This window comes from Rhizobium sp. O111 (assembly GCF_055616315.1).
In genome coordinates this window covers 1103883-1118237 of record NZ_JBSHXL010000003.1, presented here as the reverse complement: position 1 = coordinate 1118237, position 14355 = coordinate 1103883, and the positions used below count along the sequence as shown (strand labels likewise).

Below are 14355 nucleotides of genomic sequence, written 5' to 3'. Positions count from 1 at the left end.
CGAAAATGCGAGGGCGAGCGATCATAGGAATCCATAAATGCAACTGGATAAGTGTAAGATTGTGGATTTGCCGCGGATCAATGATCCTCGTGGGAACCTTACGTTTGTCGAAGGAGGCAGACACGTCCCTTTCGATATTAAACGGGTCTACTATTTATACGATGTACCAGGCGGAGCGGAGCGAGGCGGTCATGCCCATAAAGGACTGCACCAAATGATAATTGCGATGTCGGGATCATTCGACATCCACCTTGACGACGGCTTCACCAAGAAGACGTTCCATATGAACCGGAGCTACCACGGCCTCTATGTTTGCCCAATGATCTGGCGCGAGATAGACAATTTTTCCTCTGGAGCTGTATGTATGGTCATGGCTTCTGCATACTATGATGAGCTTGACTATTACCGAAACTACGCCGCATTCGAAGCGGATGCTAAAGAAGCAACTGTGCCATGAAAATACCATTTCTCGACATCGCAAAAATCCATCACCCTATCCGTGCATCGCTAAATGCGGCATATGAACGCACCGTCGACTCCGCATGGTTTATCGCCGGCGCGGAGTTGAGTGCGTTCGAGGCTGAGTTCGCCCAATATTCGCAGGTTAAACATTGCGTCGGGGTCGGCAACGGTCTTGATGCACTCGAGCTGTTGCTGCGGGCCTACGGCATTGGTCCTGGTGACGAAGTAATTGTCCCCTCAAATACATTTGTCGCGACATGGCTAGCCGTAACGCATTGCGGCGCGTCGCCGGTGCCGGTGGAGCCCGACGTTCGAACCCACAATATTGACCCCTCGAAGATCGCCGACGCCATCACATCTAGGACGCGCGCAATAATGCCCGTGCACCTTTACGGTCAGCCGGCCGACATGGATCCAATCAACGCATTGGCTGCGGAATATGGTTTGATTGTGATCGAAGATGCCGCACAGGCTCAGGGGGCGCTCTACAAGAATCAGCGAGTGGGTTCGTTGGGACATGCCGCTGGCACAAGCTTCTATCCTGGAAAAAATCTTGGCGCACTGGGCGACGGCGGAGCAGTCTTAACTAACGATGATGATATCGCGGCCAAGGTTCGTGAACTTCGTAACTATGGCTCGATGGTTAAGTATAGGCATGATACTATCGGCTATAATAGCAGGCTTGATGAACTACAGGCAGCATTTCTTCGCGTAAAGCTCGGGAAGCTGGACGAATGGAACGAAGACAGACGTCGGATTGCCAATTGGTATACCGAAAAGCTGAGAGCCGCTAACGTAATCTTACCTGCACTGTTGGACGAGATCGCTCCGGTCTGGCATCTCTATGTGATTCGAAGCGAAGCACGAGATGCATTGCAAGCGCATTTAGCTCAGCTTGGAGTTGGCACCGTGATTCACTATCCTATCCCTTCACATAAGCAGGGATGCTACGCGGAGTATTCGAAGTTCGTGCTTCCTGTAGCGGACTTACTTGCATCGCAAGTGCTGAGCTTGCCGATGTACCCGGGTTTGACAGAGCAAGAAGTTGAGTATGTCGCTGATGCAGTTTTGAAATTCAGGTGACGTTGCTCACGGTCATACGGCGCCAAGGGGGTAAGAGCACCTTGCCCCGATCAGAAGCACGTCTAAGATCGTTAATAGATCACCTATATCTACCGCTGCACCCGTCGTAGGCCGAGTGCAGCTTTGGCGTATAATAGTACCAGAGGTGCTCCGTCCGTGTTTGGTCACTACCGCAACTTTGCAGATCTGTCTGCGCGCATTGATGCACAAATCAGGGAGCGTCGATTTGATGCCGCATTGCATCTAATTGAGGATTTTGTTGATGCGGTAATTTCTGAACCGATGCTTGTATCCCAAGTCTATGGATCAGAAGAATTAGATCAAAGATGCCGAAAACTTGGTCTGATATCCTATGATCAGCTCACAGCAACTTCACAGCCGCAGAGCACATCATCGACAGATAGCCCGTGCAACGTCTATGTTGTATCCAAGCTACAAACATCCGGTGGGCATACGAAGGTCATTAAGGATTTTATCGCGGCTAGACCCGACGAGCAGCATGCGATCTTATCGACTGAGCTCGCCGGGGTTTCAGAACTTGATACCGTCAATTCGAGCTTTTCGAATGGAACGCTTGCTCATTTTCAGGCAGCGCCAGGCGGCAACCATTGGGAACGGCTCTCTTGGTTACAAGCCACGCTACTGAAGATGAAGCCGAAGCATGTCTATCTTTTCAATCACCACCAAGATAGCGTCGCCGTAGCGGCCGTAGTTCCCGAAATGCGGATACCTACAACCTTCTATCATCATGGTGACCACCACCTGTGTCTGGGTGTGTTCCTCCGGGACATTGAGCACATTGATCCTCATCCCATGGGCTACTGCAATTGCAAGAACGTGCTCAAGATCCAGAACACATTCGTCCCGCTCGTCGCCGAAGATCGTCGCTCTATCAGAGCTTGGTTTATGGAAGACGGCTATTTGACAACCTGCACTGCTGCGCGTTTGAACAAGGTCGAGATACCGTATTACGTGAATTATCTCGATGTGGTGCCCGAACTTCTGAAGGAAGGTGGGGGACGGCACATCCATATCGGCCGACTTACCCCGTGGGCACTCTACCGCCTTCGCCGAAGGTTGCGCAAACTCGGGGTAGAGGAAACTAGGTTCGTATACATTCCTTGGGTGCCGAGCGTGTGGGACGCGCTTGTGGAGCATAAAGTCGATTTGTATGTGGCATCCTTTCCATATGGCGGTGGCTTAACATTAATCGAAGCCATGGGCGCCGGTATTCCGGTGGCGCTGCATCGGCACATGTATTCCCGCATTCTGAGCGGTCTCAGTCTCGGCTACGGATCTGCTTTCAGCTGGCACCGGAAAGAAGATCTAATTGAACACTGTAAGAATCTCAATCGCGACGCCCTAGCTGCAGAGTCGAAACAGTCAAGGAAGCACTATGAGCTATTCCACCGCACCGAGGTTCTCAAGGAGGTACTCAACAAGGAAGGCGTTTCCTTATTGGAGCCTTCGACGGAGGCTGATGATCTCGTCCAAGCTGACACGGACGAATTGGCTCAATGGTTCCTCAACAACAAGACCTTCGCTACCATATTCTACCAGCGAGTTTTCAGAGTCTTGAAAAAAATAAGGCGGTGCACAATCCGCGCAAATAAATCCGTATTTCAACGGTTGAAAGTGTTCGGTAAATGAAGCTGCATGAAGTCGACGGCCTTTTGGCCGGTATGTTTGTTTTGAAACCAACAATTTATACAGATGAACGTGGCTCTTTTTTCGAAAGCTGGAACAAGCGGGAATTCTCGCGACTGACTAATGTTGATTTGGATTTTGTCCAGGACAACTCATCTTTGTCCTGCTGCGGTGTGTTACGTGGACTTCACTATCAGATCGTGGCGCCTCAGGGAAAGTTGGTAAGTGCGGTTACGGGAGCAATATATGATGTCGCCGTTGACCTACGACGCTCATCTCCGACATTCGGGCAATGGTTTGGAATCGAACTAAGTGACGAGAACAAGTTACAGTTATGGATTCCACCAGGGTTTGCACATGGTTTTTTAGTCCGCTCGTCTTTCGCTCAGGTAAACTACAAGACGACGGATTATTACTTCCCTGAACATGAGCGGTGCATATCGTGGGCCGATCCGAGCTTAGGTATCCAGTGGGGGCAACAACGCGCTCCAATATTGTCTAGCAAAGACAGCGTTGGTACCAGCTTCGATCGCGCGGATTTCTACAAATGAAAATTCTCCTCATCGGCGCATCCGGTCAGCTTGGCTGGCAACTTTGGAGTTCTCTGGGTCGGCTCGGTGAAGTCATAGCACCTACACGAGACGTTTTTGATCTGTCGCAGCCGGAATTATTTGGGGCTGTGGTAAGGGCGGAGCGTCCTGATTTGATCATAAATGCTGCAGCGTATACGGCCGTGGACGCTGCTGAAACCAACTCCGACTTGGCGTTAGCACTCAATTCGGAGGCACCACGACATTTGGCGGTATTGGCTACCGAAGTTGGAGCTCTACTTGTTCATTTCTCGACTGACTATGTATTTGATGGCAACAAAAAAGGTGCTTACACCGAAATTGATCCAACAGGGCCGCTTAATGTCTACGGCGCCAGTAAGCTTGAAGGAGAGCGCGCGATAAGAAATTTTTGCGAGCATCACCTCATTTTTCGCACCTCCTGGATTTATAGTCGACGTGGAAGAAATTTTCTACTAACGATGGAGCGGTTGCTCTTAGAAAACAGTGACGTTTGCGTAGTGTCCGACCAGATCGGCGCGCCGACCAGTGCAGATGTTCTCGCGGTAGCGACGACAAGATCTATTGAGCACATATTCTTCAAGCGCAAGTGCCCCGATCTGATGGGGATTTGGGGTACATACAATCTTACCTGTTCTGGTGAGACTTCTTGGCATGGCTTCGCAGAAGCGATAAGAGACAAGATAGGGCGAACGGGAATGGTAGACGTGCGGCCGGTCTCGACGAAGGAATATAAGGTTGACGCGCGTCGGCCCCAAAACTCCAGGCTCTCTAACGATAAGTTTAATCGTGCGTTTGGCTTTAGCATGCCAACTTGGCAATCAGCGTTAGAGAGCTTTTATCAAGAACGTGCAAGTGCAGGATGAGCGGTGATGCTAAGCGTGACTCGACAAGGTTCTAGAGAGAGGAAGGTCACTGTCTCGGTTGTAAGTCACGGTCACGGGCAGATGATAGTACCGTTGATTGAGAAGCTGCTCGGTTTTCCTGAGATAGGCGCCGTCATAGTCACCCACAACATTTCCGAAGAAATCGATCTTCCTGATGACCCTCGACTTCTAAGGCGGTGGAACAGAATTCCTAAAGGCTTTGGGCAAAACCACAACGATGCGTTTCGCCTCTGCGTCGACGATTTTTTTTGCGTGCTTAATCCCGATATCGAGTTCATCGAAAACCCTTTCCCAGCTCTAGTCTCAGAGCTTGTAGCATCTGGATGTGCTATGATCGCTCCTAAGGTCGTGGACAAGACGGGATGTACCGAGGACAGCGCCAGGCACTTTCCGACCGTGACGGGGATTGTTAAAAAGGTCTTGGGTGTTTCTGACGACCGGCACATTGAGTTGGCTGCGGTAAACCCGTTCCATCCCGAATGTGTAGCAGGAATGTTTATGCTGTTCAGATACGAGCGCTTCGGAGAGCTCAATGGCTTCGACACCCGATACTTTCTCTATTACGAGGATATGGATATATGTGCTCGCATTTGGAAAGCGGGTGCTTCAGTCGTCTTACTTACACACGTCGTAGTCGTGCACGACGCGCAACGTAAAAGTCACAGGTCATTCAAATTTCTACGGTGGCATATTTTTAGTATGCTACTTTTCTTTCGTCTTCACATGTGGAGACTACCTCATGTGGGAACTGTATATCAGTCATCCAATAGCGGATGACCGTTTAGCCAGTCCCCGCTACGATCCGAAGCAACTTACTTTTCTCAACTTCGAAAGCGGCCTTAGTCAGCCGCATGTGTTGATCGTCACCCGAAATGTGAGTTTTGATAGCACCCATTCGTTCGTGGAATTTAATGACTCGCGTGTTATCAATACGCACATCGAAATGGCTTTGGACGAAATTTAACTTCTCAAATGCAATTTCATATACGAGCAAAGCTGACTCGACTGCGGCAAGCCGCGGCTTGTTCTGGTCGAGTATCCAACTACCCCAACAGAACGACGTTCCTTGAAAATCATAGAGCCGAACGGTGCCGCAAGGGCAGCCATCGCTGATGCGCTTTATGAGGAAGTAGAATTCTTCGCCCTTTTCCTCACGCGTGACATAGCCATCTATCCAGTCCCCTTGGCTCGCAGCCGAAGAGGGTGGCGCCGACAGATGGCGATTGTAATTTGGATTTGTCCGAAGCGAGAATATGTAGTCCTGATCCTCCCTCCGCACAGGCGAAAAAGTAATAGTGCCTAATTTCAATCCGTCGAACCATTTAGGTGATGACAACTTATCGTTCCCTTTCTCGTTCAGCTTAGGAGACCTATGCGTTGCCTTCTGCGCCGTACACGCTCCCGAACGAGCCTCTAACTGCAATAAGTGTGCTCGCTTACTACGTCATTGGCAAGTTCGGCAAGTGCAGAGAGCGAGGATAAGAAAAAACTCAACCAGAGTAGTAGTTGATCAGCTCGACTAGCCTTTCTGGCGAGGTGGAGCTTGGTGGAAGCATACTCGACTCGTGGGACAACTTGGCTAATATTTCAGCTCCAACCTCTGCGCTGTTTCTGAAGTTGTAAATGTGCTCATCACGTACAGCCCTGATACGTTCTACCCACTCTTCAGCTGTTGCTGAGAACGCGGCGATTATGCCGTCTCCTAGCCGATCGACACTTTCGACAACAACCCCAACTCGGTACCTCAGGCTATCCTCCACAGTTGGAATGCCGATTTCCAACAACTCTGCGGAGTTGACCTTGCGTGGTGCGTCGATGAAAACAACTGGCCGCTCAGTGGCGAACGCATACTCGAGAGCCACCCCAGACCAGTCCGAAATCATGATATCAGCACGCCAAAAAGAGTCGAATGCCTCGTTTGGGTTTTCTATGGTAATCAGACCATCGGATTGAGCCGCGACAGAGCGAAGTTTATCCATCGTGTCCGTATCCCGATCGTAGAGATGCGGGTGGGGACGGATGATCACCTCATGACCGAGCGCCAGGATTGAACGACACAGCTCCTCCCCGTGTAGCGTTAGAAGGTTAGTGGGGTGCCAAGATGGCGCGACGAGAATGGTTTTCCTAGTACCATGCGCTTTTGACTTTGCAGCGTAGGTGGCAGCCAGATCGTCTAGCTTTGGGTACCCGACCTTGAAAACGGTCGCGGCGGGCAAACCTCTTGCCATCTTGATGGCTTTCACTTCTTCTACATGGTGCGGGCCGCACGCGAGGAAGTGGGTGTAGGTGTCAAAGGCATCGTCACCATAGACGGCGTGCATGCTAACAAGCGAATGGTAGCTATGAATGACGCTCATATCTGATCTAACGGCACTGGGATGGAGATGAGAAGCCGGCGTAACGAGGTACGGTATCCGCAACCAATTCAGCGCAAAAGGCATCCACCTCCTGTCGAGCAGAAAAACGTGGACGTTCCTCGATGCTGCCTTGTCGCGATGTGCCGGGTGGTCCCCGTCTAAGACAAGCAAGATGACCGGTTTGGTTTGCGCTAGTTTTTCGATGATTTCTTTCGAAAAATGATAATGAGAGGGGAAGGCATCAAGAAAGCAAATGCGGGCGCCTGCATCGCCAAGTCTGTTGATTTGGTCCATTTGCCGATTAAACCGAGCAAGCAAGCGCCTCTGCTTGATCCGCTTACCCAGCTCGCGAATGGATATTTGGCCAAGCTTAAATCTTACGTTCAAATCAGACTGCCTTCCGTATAGCAATGCACCGTCCAACAACTGCATCTTCGGCCCTGTACTTCGCAAAGCCCTTTCCTTCGATTTGGTAACTGATATCGAAGCCCGCATTGGTCACGCGGCCGCAGAGATCACTGTGCTTCAGATAACGACGGAAATGCTGCCCGAACTCCTTCTCGACATGCTCATCTTCTGAGCAGCGATACTCTAGGGCGATTACAGATCCGACATCCACCAATTCTCTCGCGATGGAAAAGAAATTTTCCTCATCCTTGTCGGTGATAGCGTGCAAAAAGAAGCGAGCGTAAAGCAATGCTTTTCCGGTGGTCGGATGATCTCTATCAACAATATTGGCCATGTCATCGCCAAGCGCAAACTGTTTGAAACGCAGATTTTTGTATTGATTCCGCTTGTTACAAAGCTCGATCGCGCTTTCGGAGGCGTCCAACGCGGTGACATCTAGACCATATGAGGCGAAGAACTGGGCGTCCCTACCATTGCCACAGCCAAACTCAAAAACGCGGGAAGCATCGGGAGCCTCGCCAATTGCAAATGCAGCGAACTGCGAAGGATATAGGGGAGAGTTGAGCTTTTTGCCGCTGTAGAAACTATCCCAGTAGCCAATTCGTTCGAGGTTCAACTCTTCACTCCAATTCTCAAATAATAAAATCCGCTGGCAGGGTGCGTGTCCCTCCTAGCAATAATACGGGGCTTCATCAATCTCCCTGCGGGCCTGCTGGATCGCTCATTCGCCTCTCTCTGACAAATTGCCTTTGACGGAAAAGAGGTTCTACAACATATCAAATCATCGGAGACCATCATGAACCGAGCAAATTCCTTCGCTGTGGCGCGCACGTCGTTGTGCGGCGGCTCGCTCAGCTGGTCCCAGGTCAAGGGTATGGAGGCGCAGCTTGATGCATCGTCGGGCCTGGCCATCGACAAGATAGCCTACGTCCTCGCGACAGCCTTCCGGGAACTGCCGAGACCGTGCAACCCATTGCCGAGTATCGGACGGGCAAGGGCCGAAAGCACGGCGTGCCCGGACGAAACCGGGGGCTGGACGGCAAGGATTTGCGGCTCGCTGAATCTGCTCGTCTTCATCAAAATCTGCTCGATCATAAAGCCCGAGAAATTCTACTTTTGAAGCCCGTTAATTTGCCGGGGATTACCGGTTTAGCCGAAGACGTTGCCCGTTCCCTTCAAGATACCGGGATCTGGGCATCACGCAATTCGTGCTATCCGATACGCCCACCCCGTGGGGATCAGACGACAGGGCAGCCAATTGCTACCGCTTCCGCGCGGTTGAAGCTTTCGTCAAAAATCAGCCTTCAATGAACGTGCGTCGGGGTTACGCTTCCAGTATCTCCCTCTTTTCCGGCATCCCGGCCACAAAATCTCTTAAGGCCGGCGGCAACCTGTTTCCTACGGCGGCGTAGGAGCCTCACGGCGAATACTGCCACAGGAAAATTCGGAAATATCATGCGCCGCTGTAAGCGGCTCTGGAGCCGATAATGCCACGGCTTATTGCTTCGGCTTGTAACCGGCTTCCCACGGAGCGGGCCGCTTGGCCAGTTCAACCATCTCGGCAACAGGAGCTGTCGGTAGGGACAAGATACCCATGAAATCCGCAAAGCTTTCCGGGCTCATACGGATGAGCCCCTGATCCAGAATGACTTCTTCCGCGGCGCGCACAGCGGCCTCCCGCACGAAATCCGTTCGTGAGCGTCCCCGCAGGCTTGCCGCGCGATCGATCATCGCGACGTCTGCTGCAGGCATGCGCATCGAGATGGGGTATTCCTTGCGTCCGACATTGGCGGCCATGGCTTGTCTTCTTCACGAGGAAAAATAGCGACTCGTGGCGCAAAATGCCAATACGATAGTATCAACAGGTTCACACCCGCGCTGCCAGCGGGTCGCAAGTAAAGATGGTTGCGCGGGCAAGATCGAAGCTGCGGCCTTTAGGTATGAGAAACCGCGACCGCGTTGGATATAGAGACAGGCGCTCGCATCCGAAGTCGGGGCAAGATCCTCGACATTCCTCATCCCGCACTTCACAAGCGTCTGGGCGTACGGCAATTTCAGAGGCAATTGAAAGGTCTGAACCGCGTCCGCGCAATGAGATCTACGGAAATAGCACGCCGCCGAAGTCACCGTAACTGGAAGCCATCGAAGATCTGGTCGGGGACGTTGTTAGTCGCCACGTTGAACGATGTCTTGGTGGATCGCACACGCGGGTCTCGGAGAACCGATCATTGATCTGGTCAAGACCTCGGCGACCGACCTCGACGGAACCGGGTAACCGGGTGGCGGGCGAGCTTGAAGCGGAGGCACCACGCGCGGCGCCTCCGCCACCCTATCACCCCTACGCGGCCTGCTTTTCGCCTTCGATCTGGATCGGGGCGACAGACGCCTCGCCGCCGATGGCGATCTTGCGCGGCTTCATGGCCTCGGGGATTTCACGCTTCAACTCGATGCTGAGCAGTCCATTCTTGAGGCTTGCGTTCTCGACGCGAACATGGTCGGCAAGTTCGAAGCGGCGCTCGAACGCGCGGGCCGCAATGCCGCGATGCAGGTATTCACCCGTGTTCGGTTCCTCGGCCTTCTGCGCCTTCACGACGAGCACGTTGCGCTCCTGCGTGATATCGAGATCGTCTTCACCAAAGCCGGCGACCGCCATCTGGATGCGATAGCCGTCTTCCGAGGTCTTGACGATGTCATAGGGCGGCCAGGTCTCGACGGCCTGCAGCCGCTGGGAGTTGGCGAGCAGGTTGAAGACGCGGTCGAAGCCGATGCTGGACCGGAAAAGGGGTGCGAAGTCGAATTCGTTTCTCATGACCAAATCCTCCGTAAAGCGAGTTGGAAAAGACGCGGAAACCAGCGTCCACGCCACTTGTCGGCCCCTCCTTGGCGACCGACGCGAAATGATCTGGTTTTGCGTTTTTGTGGTTTCAAGAGCGGTGTTCAAATTTTTTTCGCAAGCTCCGCTCGTACATCTTGAACACCGGAAACGGACGAACAATCTCATCTGGTACCTCAAGATTTTCACACCATTGCTGAAGGTTTTCAGGAGACAAGAAATTGACGATCGAAAGGAACCAATTCGGGAACTCGTCCGGCCGCGACGCCATCTCCGCGGGGCGAATTTTTCAAAGGCGGCAGCGCTACGACCACCCACGCGACGTGCTCGCAACGGCGCTCGACCATGAGGAAAAGCGGGCGATCCTGGCCTCGTGGGCCTCCGACCTATTCGCTGTCGACTCGCGTCCACACTTGAGGAAACCTCCGGGCTTCCTTCGTCCCATTCGCTGCCAGGACATCCTCAACGCGCTGCGCAGTCTCGACGAAGGTGAAGACCTTGCTGGAGGCGAAACCCTCAGTGGGCGATCACGGCCGAGGAGAAGATCATGATCACGAGGAGCAAGGAGCTTCCCCCTCTCAGTGACGTTGAAGCATGCCAAGCCGGCGGGCAGATGATGGTTGCCTCGCGCTACGCCGAATGCCTGCACCGGCTGGCGAGACAGGCGAGTTATCTCAATCTTGGAGAGCTTGCAAAGAGGTTGACCGATGTGGCTGACCTCATCGAGGAAATGGCCGACGACTTCGTCGTGGACAAGCGTGGCGGGATCATGCTCCGGAAGGCCAGCGGGCTGATCGGCACGGTGGAGGCGGCGGTGGGCAGAGCGGCACGGCGGGCGACGCTTCACTGAGTTCCGTGGATGTTCAGGTCGTGCCGAGATCCAATCCGGGTCCGAGCACGCCAGACTGCCTCATCCGCCACCGAAGGGCGGGGTCGATCCATGTGTCGAAAAACATCAGTCCCGTGAGACCGCCAAGATGGTCGAGAGGAGCCGAGCGGTTATCGCGAGGATAATGCTGGAGCGAGCTTGAAATTCTCGAGGCCCCGACCATTTATGGCGTCGCATCCGCGCAGTGCTAGGGAACAAACCATGACATTTCAATTGAATAGGACATTTGGCTCCGAGGAGCTCAAGGTAATCGAAGCGGTGCTTGGTGGCTGGTGCGGCGAGCATCAGGTTGACCCGACGTCGGCGGACGGCGTCCTTGCTGGCGCGGTGCTTGTCAGTCTTTTTCAGGCCGGAAACATCACTATCCCAGAGCTGGAAAAGGCGGCACGGAAGCACAAATGGCTGTCTGAGTTCCGTTGACGCGCGTCGCTCATCCGCGAGGACATGTTGCGAGCAAGACCGTGGCAACGGCATCGCAAGTACAATTTGCACGCCGCACAGTGTTATTGCTCGCCTTATCCAATGAGTTTTCGCGACAACGAACCCTCGTTTCAGACATTCGAGCCATTAGTCGTGGCGACATCCGGCCAGGCGGTTCGTCAGATCCGCGCGCGTTGAAAACGCAGCTCGCGGTCCACGCCAAAAGCGCAATACCACTGAAAGCCCCTCCCAAGATGCAGATTCCGAGCCAGCCGTACCGCGCGTGGATCGCGGTAGCGGTGATCGCACCGACAGCGCTGCCGACCGAGTAGAAGACCATGTAGCCGCCAATCATGCGACCGCTCTTTCGCGGATGCAGGCTCACGACGACGCTGAGATTGCTCACATGGACAGCCTGCACCGCCAGGTCGAGCAGGAACACGCCCATAAACAATATTATGACTGAGCTGGGCAGGAAAGCGATCAGGCCCCAGGATGCCAGCAGGAGTGCCAGGGAAATCCCGGTCGTCCATCGACCATGGCCTCTATCGGCAAGTCTTCCGGCGCACGTCGCTCCAATCGCCCCCGCCAGTCCGACCAATCCAAAAAGACCTATCAAGGTATGGGAGTAGAAAAATGGCGGAGCGCTGAGCGGAAGCACCAACGCGGTCCAGAATGTGCTGAAGGATGCGAAGATCAGTAGCGCGAGCACGCCACGAAACAGCAGGGCCGGCTCACGCAGAAACGTGTGCGGAACCGAAAGGAGAGCGTTGAGATATGTTTCAGGATGGCGTTCGACCTCTTGTCGTGGCAGCGCCCTGACCAGGATACCGACCATCGCGATCGTGAGCAGCGCGGAAGTCAAATAGACCGTCCGCCATCCACCGTGGTCGGCAATGGTGCCGGCAACGGACCGCGCGGCGAGGATGCCGGTGACGACGCCGCTGGTGACCGTGCCGACCACGCCGCCGCGTTGAGTTGGCGTCGCCAACGCCGCGGCATGTGCAACGAGCGTCTGGACGAGAACCGCCAACAATCCTCCCGCCCCCATACCGGCAAGCAGTGTCGTTCTCGCTCCAGCCGTCGCGACGACGACAAGACCGATGCTGGAAGGCGAAATGCCGAGGTCGTTCGACATCAGATCAAGCAGGGGTTGGGCGTAATAGATATTGGCCACGCTCATGCCTGCCGCAGCCGCGACCAACAGCGTTTGCGCTCTCGATAGGCCTCGGGCCACGCCCCTATTCGCGGCATCCGCGGTATTTTCGCTCATCGGCGGCTCCTCGTGATCTCAACTCGGTCCGATGTTGAAACCACTTGCCTCACGTCAAATCTAGTTCTAAGATAGAACCAGATTAGAAATCGGAGGTCCGTACCAATGGTGAAACGGGTTAGCCTTTGGAATGCCGGCTGCCCTGTTGCGCGATCTCTTGATGCAATTGGCGACTGGTGGTCGCTTCTGATCATTCGCGACGCATTCGATGGCATTCGGCGTTTTGGCGAGTTCCAGAACGGGCTGGGCATAAGCAAGGGGGTATTGTCGACCCGATTGCGCGACCTTACGAAGCGAGGAATTTTCGAGACCGTGCCTGCCTCGGATGGTACCGCGTACCGCGAATACATCCTCACGGAAAAAGGGCGCGGTCTGTTCCCGGTTATCGTTGCGCTGCGCCAATGGGGTGAAGATCACCTGTTCGCCGAAGGGGAGGCTCGTTCATCGCTGGTGGACAGACAAGGACATGCGCCAGTCGCTCGGCTTGAGGTGCGGGCCGCCGATGGTCGCTCCCTTCACTGGAGAGACACTCAAGTGATAGGCTGATGGCTCTCGATGCGACCATCATCCGCGACGGCCGTTCCAATGAAGATAACACGGGTCCCTTGATTTAAGTCTTCCCGCCTCCCTTTCCGGGAGCGCCCGGCTTTCCACCGGCACCACCTGACCCGCCCTTCCCAGGATTTTGACCCTTACCAGGCTTACCTGGTTTCCCTGGCGCACCAGGCAATCCAGCCTTTGGAACTTCCGTCATATTCATGCTCCTCTACATCGGAAATTAGACCTCGGGGATGAGAATTTGGCGACAAACGGCGTTTGGCGTTGTTGGACCAATCGCCTTTTGCCGTCGCGTTGATCGATCGGCCCCAAGATCAGTGTAGCGACGTGATCGCGAATTCATGAATCGTGCCTTCGGGTCGACGTAGCGCGAATTCACTGAGCAACCTGAGGGCTTTTTCAACAACGTCGTCGCCACGAAGTGGGTCTGCCGCCACCTCTTCACAGCATCCTGCTAGTCGAACACTGAGTGCCAGCAGCGACTGGCAAACTGGATCGCAATCACGCTCAGCGACACGTGCGGAAATCTGTAGCCTATGAGCAAGTGCCCTGAGGATGGCCGTCCTCTCTTCGACAGACATACTCTCGAACGGTGGTGGGGTAGTCATAAAATTCTCCCACGCGTATTTTCGGGTACTGATCAGGCGTGCTTTTCCGGCCCACGCCGCAAATCACTCATCGAGTAAACCTTGGTGTGGACGCGTTCACCGGCGGGCACACCGCTAATTGCAAACTTATGCAGCCTGCTTTGTGCTGGTGGAGGATTGGAGATTTTCGCGTATGTCGTGACGGCTTGAAGACCAAAAATCGTTGGCGCGACATAGTTGCTCGAACTGGCACTCATCATAGGTACTCCTACCTTTAGGCAAGAGCACATGGAATCTCCCAATCGGCTCTGCCCGGAAGAATAGGCCGACAGCGAACCTTACGCTCTATTATGCTAATCGCCTAATCTTTAATGAGCCATTC

Annotated in this window: 17 protein-coding genes; 10 read left to right on the top strand and 7 right to left on the bottom strand. The window is 53.9% G+C overall.

Features of this window, described 5'->3' with window-relative positions:
* Positions 1–37: 37 nt before the first annotated feature.
* The 6 genes from ACVTFQ_RS31380 (at position 38) to ACVTFQ_RS31355 (ending at position 5425) form a co-directional block, all read left to right on the top strand.
* Positions 38–457, top strand: coding sequence for a sugar 3,4-ketoisomerase (locus ACVTFQ_RS31380; RefSeq protein ID WP_470424585.1), 420 nt, complete (start codon positions 38–40; stop codon positions 455–457).
* A complete protein-coding gene (locus tag ACVTFQ_RS31375) occupies positions 454–1545 on the top strand; it encodes a DegT/DnrJ/EryC1/StrS family aminotransferase (protein ID WP_470424584.1) in 1092 nt (363 codons plus the stop codon). The genes ACVTFQ_RS31380 and ACVTFQ_RS31375 overlap by 4 nt, the downstream gene beginning before the upstream one ends.
* 156 nt (positions 1546–1701) lie before the next feature.
* On the top strand, positions 1702–3195 hold the full coding sequence (locus ACVTFQ_RS31370; RefSeq protein ID WP_470424583.1) for a hypothetical protein: 1494 nt from the start codon (positions 1702–1704) through the stop codon (positions 3193–3195).
* Positions 3192–3743, top strand: a complete 552-nt coding sequence (gene rfbC / locus ACVTFQ_RS31365) for a dTDP-4-dehydrorhamnose 3,5-epimerase (RefSeq protein WP_470424582.1) — start codon at positions 3192–3194, stop codon at positions 3741–3743. Before ACVTFQ_RS31370 ends, rfbC begins: the two co-directional genes overlap by 4 nt.
* Positions 3740–4627, top strand: coding sequence for a dTDP-4-dehydrorhamnose reductase (rfbD, locus tag ACVTFQ_RS31360; protein WP_470424581.1), 888 nt, complete (start codon positions 3740–3742; stop codon positions 4625–4627). The genes rfbC and rfbD overlap by 4 nt, the downstream gene beginning before the upstream one ends.
* Before the next feature lie 93 nt (positions 4628–4720).
* Positions 4721–5425 carry a galactosyltransferase-related protein gene (locus ACVTFQ_RS31355; RefSeq protein ID WP_470424580.1) on the top strand — a complete coding sequence of 235 codons (705 nt, stop codon included), beginning with the start codon at positions 4721–4723 and terminating at the stop codon, positions 5423–5425.
* A 4-nt stretch (positions 5426–5429) separates the two neighbouring features.
* On the opposite strand, the gene ACVTFQ_RS31350 is transcribed toward ACVTFQ_RS31355, so the two are convergent.
* From ACVTFQ_RS31350 to ACVTFQ_RS31340, 3 genes are all read right to left on the bottom strand, one after another.
* A complete protein-coding gene (locus tag ACVTFQ_RS31350) occupies positions 5430–5984 on the bottom strand; it encodes a GNAT family N-acetyltransferase (RefSeq protein ID WP_470424579.1) in 555 nt (184 codons plus the stop codon).
* A 154-nt stretch (positions 5985–6138) separates the two neighbouring features.
* Entirely contained in the window at positions 6139–7437 is a 1299-nt protein-coding gene (locus ACVTFQ_RS31345) for a CDP-glycerol glycerophosphotransferase family protein (RefSeq protein ID WP_470424578.1), read from the bottom strand.
* Positions 7394–8029, bottom strand: coding sequence for a methyltransferase domain-containing protein (locus ACVTFQ_RS31340; RefSeq protein WP_470424577.1), 636 nt, complete (start codon positions 8027–8029; stop codon positions 7394–7396). The genes ACVTFQ_RS31345 and ACVTFQ_RS31340 overlap by 44 nt, the downstream gene beginning before the upstream one ends.
* Positions 8030–8209: 180 nt before the next feature.
* Here ACVTFQ_RS31340 and ACVTFQ_RS31335 point away from each other — a divergent pair, with 180 nt between their 5' ends.
* Positions 8210–8533 (top strand): hypothetical protein, encoded by a 324-nt coding sequence (locus tag ACVTFQ_RS31335; RefSeq protein WP_470424576.1) that lies wholly within the window; start codon positions 8210–8212, stop codon positions 8531–8533.
* A 377-nt stretch (positions 8534–8910) separates the two neighbouring features.
* On the opposite strand, the gene ACVTFQ_RS31330 is transcribed toward ACVTFQ_RS31335, so the two are convergent.
* Entirely contained in the window at positions 8911–9210 is a 300-nt protein-coding gene (locus ACVTFQ_RS31330) for a type II toxin-antitoxin system TacA family antitoxin (RefSeq protein WP_470424575.1), read from the bottom strand.
* Between the two features lie 541 nt (positions 9211–9751).
* Positions 9752–10222, bottom strand: coding sequence for an Hsp20 family protein (locus tag ACVTFQ_RS31325; protein ID WP_470424574.1), 471 nt, complete (start codon positions 10220–10222; stop codon positions 9752–9754).
* Between the two features lie 571 nt (positions 10223–10793).
* Between ACVTFQ_RS31325 and ACVTFQ_RS31320 the strand changes: the two genes are divergently transcribed.
* Together ACVTFQ_RS31320 and ACVTFQ_RS31315 are read left to right on the top strand one after the other, a co-directional pair.
* Positions 10794–11096 carry a hypothetical protein gene (locus ACVTFQ_RS31320; protein WP_470424573.1) on the top strand — a complete coding sequence of 101 codons (303 nt, stop codon included), beginning with the start codon at positions 10794–10796 and terminating at the stop codon, positions 11094–11096.
* A 240-nt stretch (positions 11097–11336) separates the two neighbouring features.
* Entirely contained in the window at positions 11337–11555 is a 219-nt protein-coding gene (locus tag ACVTFQ_RS31315; protein ID WP_112436819.1) for a hypothetical protein, read from the top strand.
* Between the two features lie 10 nt (positions 11556–11565).
* Here ACVTFQ_RS31315 and ACVTFQ_RS31310 read toward each other — a convergent pair whose 3' ends face one another.
* Complete coding sequence (locus tag ACVTFQ_RS31310; RefSeq protein ID WP_470424572.1) at positions 11566–12828, bottom strand: MFS transporter; 1263 nt, start codon at positions 12826–12828, stop codon at positions 11566–11568.
* A 105-nt stretch (positions 12829–12933) separates the two neighbouring features.
* Here ACVTFQ_RS31310 and ACVTFQ_RS31305 point away from each other — a divergent pair, with 105 nt between their 5' ends.
* Complete coding sequence (locus tag ACVTFQ_RS31305) at positions 12934–13374, top strand: winged helix-turn-helix transcriptional regulator (protein WP_470424571.1); 441 nt, start codon at positions 12934–12936, stop codon at positions 13372–13374.
* A 652-nt stretch (positions 13375–14026) separates the two neighbouring features.
* On the opposite strand, the gene ACVTFQ_RS31300 is transcribed toward ACVTFQ_RS31305, so the two are convergent.
* Complete coding sequence (locus ACVTFQ_RS31300; RefSeq protein ID WP_146618566.1) at positions 14027–14230, bottom strand: hypothetical protein; 204 nt, start codon at positions 14228–14230, stop codon at positions 14027–14029.
* Between the last annotated feature and the right edge of the window lie 125 nt (positions 14231–14355).

What these genes read in the sequence shown, in the direction of transcription:
- ACVTFQ_RS31380 (WP_470424585.1), top strand. Translation starts at nt 38, where the DNA reads ATGCAACTGGATAAGTGTAAGATTGTGGATTTGCCGCGGATCAATGAT.
- ACVTFQ_RS31375 (WP_470424584.1), top strand. Translation starts at nt 454, where the DNA reads ATGAAAATACCATTTCTCGACATCGCAAAAATCCATCACCCTATCCGT.
- rfbC (WP_470424582.1), top strand. Translation starts at nt 3,192, where the DNA reads ATGAAGCTGCATGAAGTCGACGGCCTTTTGGCCGGTATGTTTGTTTTG.
- rfbD (WP_470424581.1), top strand. Translation starts at nt 3,740, where the DNA reads ATGAAAATTCTCCTCATCGGCGCATCCGGTCAGCTTGGCTGGCAACTT.
- ACVTFQ_RS31345 (WP_470424578.1), bottom strand. Translation starts at nt 7,437, where the DNA reads ATGCAGTTGTTGGACGGTGCATTGCTATACGGAAGGCAGTCTGATTTG.
- ACVTFQ_RS31335 (WP_470424576.1), top strand. Translation starts at nt 8,210, where the DNA reads ATGAACCGAGCAAATTCCTTCGCTGTGGCGCGCACGTCGTTGTGCGGC.
- ACVTFQ_RS31330 (WP_470424575.1), bottom strand. Translation starts at nt 9,210, where the DNA reads ATGGCCGCCAATGTCGGACGCAAGGAATACCCCATCTCGATGCGCATG.
- ACVTFQ_RS31325 (WP_470424574.1), bottom strand. Translation starts at nt 10,222, where the DNA reads ATGAGAAACGAATTCGACTTCGCACCCCTTTTCCGGTCCAGCATCGGC.
- ACVTFQ_RS31320 (WP_470424573.1), top strand. Translation starts at nt 10,794, where the DNA reads ATGATCACGAGGAGCAAGGAGCTTCCCCCTCTCAGTGACGTTGAAGCA.
- ACVTFQ_RS31315 (WP_112436819.1), top strand. Translation starts at nt 11,337, where the DNA reads ATGACATTTCAATTGAATAGGACATTTGGCTCCGAGGAGCTCAAGGTA.
- ACVTFQ_RS31310 (WP_470424572.1), bottom strand. Translation starts at nt 12,828, where the DNA reads ATGAGCGAAAATACCGCGGATGCCGCGAATAGGGGCGTGGCCCGAGGC.
- ACVTFQ_RS31305 (WP_470424571.1), top strand. Translation starts at nt 12,934, where the DNA reads ATGGTGAAACGGGTTAGCCTTTGGAATGCCGGCTGCCCTGTTGCGCGA.
- ACVTFQ_RS31300 (WP_146618566.1), bottom strand. Translation starts at nt 14,230, where the DNA reads ATGAGTGCCAGTTCGAGCAACTATGTCGCGCCAACGATTTTTGGTCTT.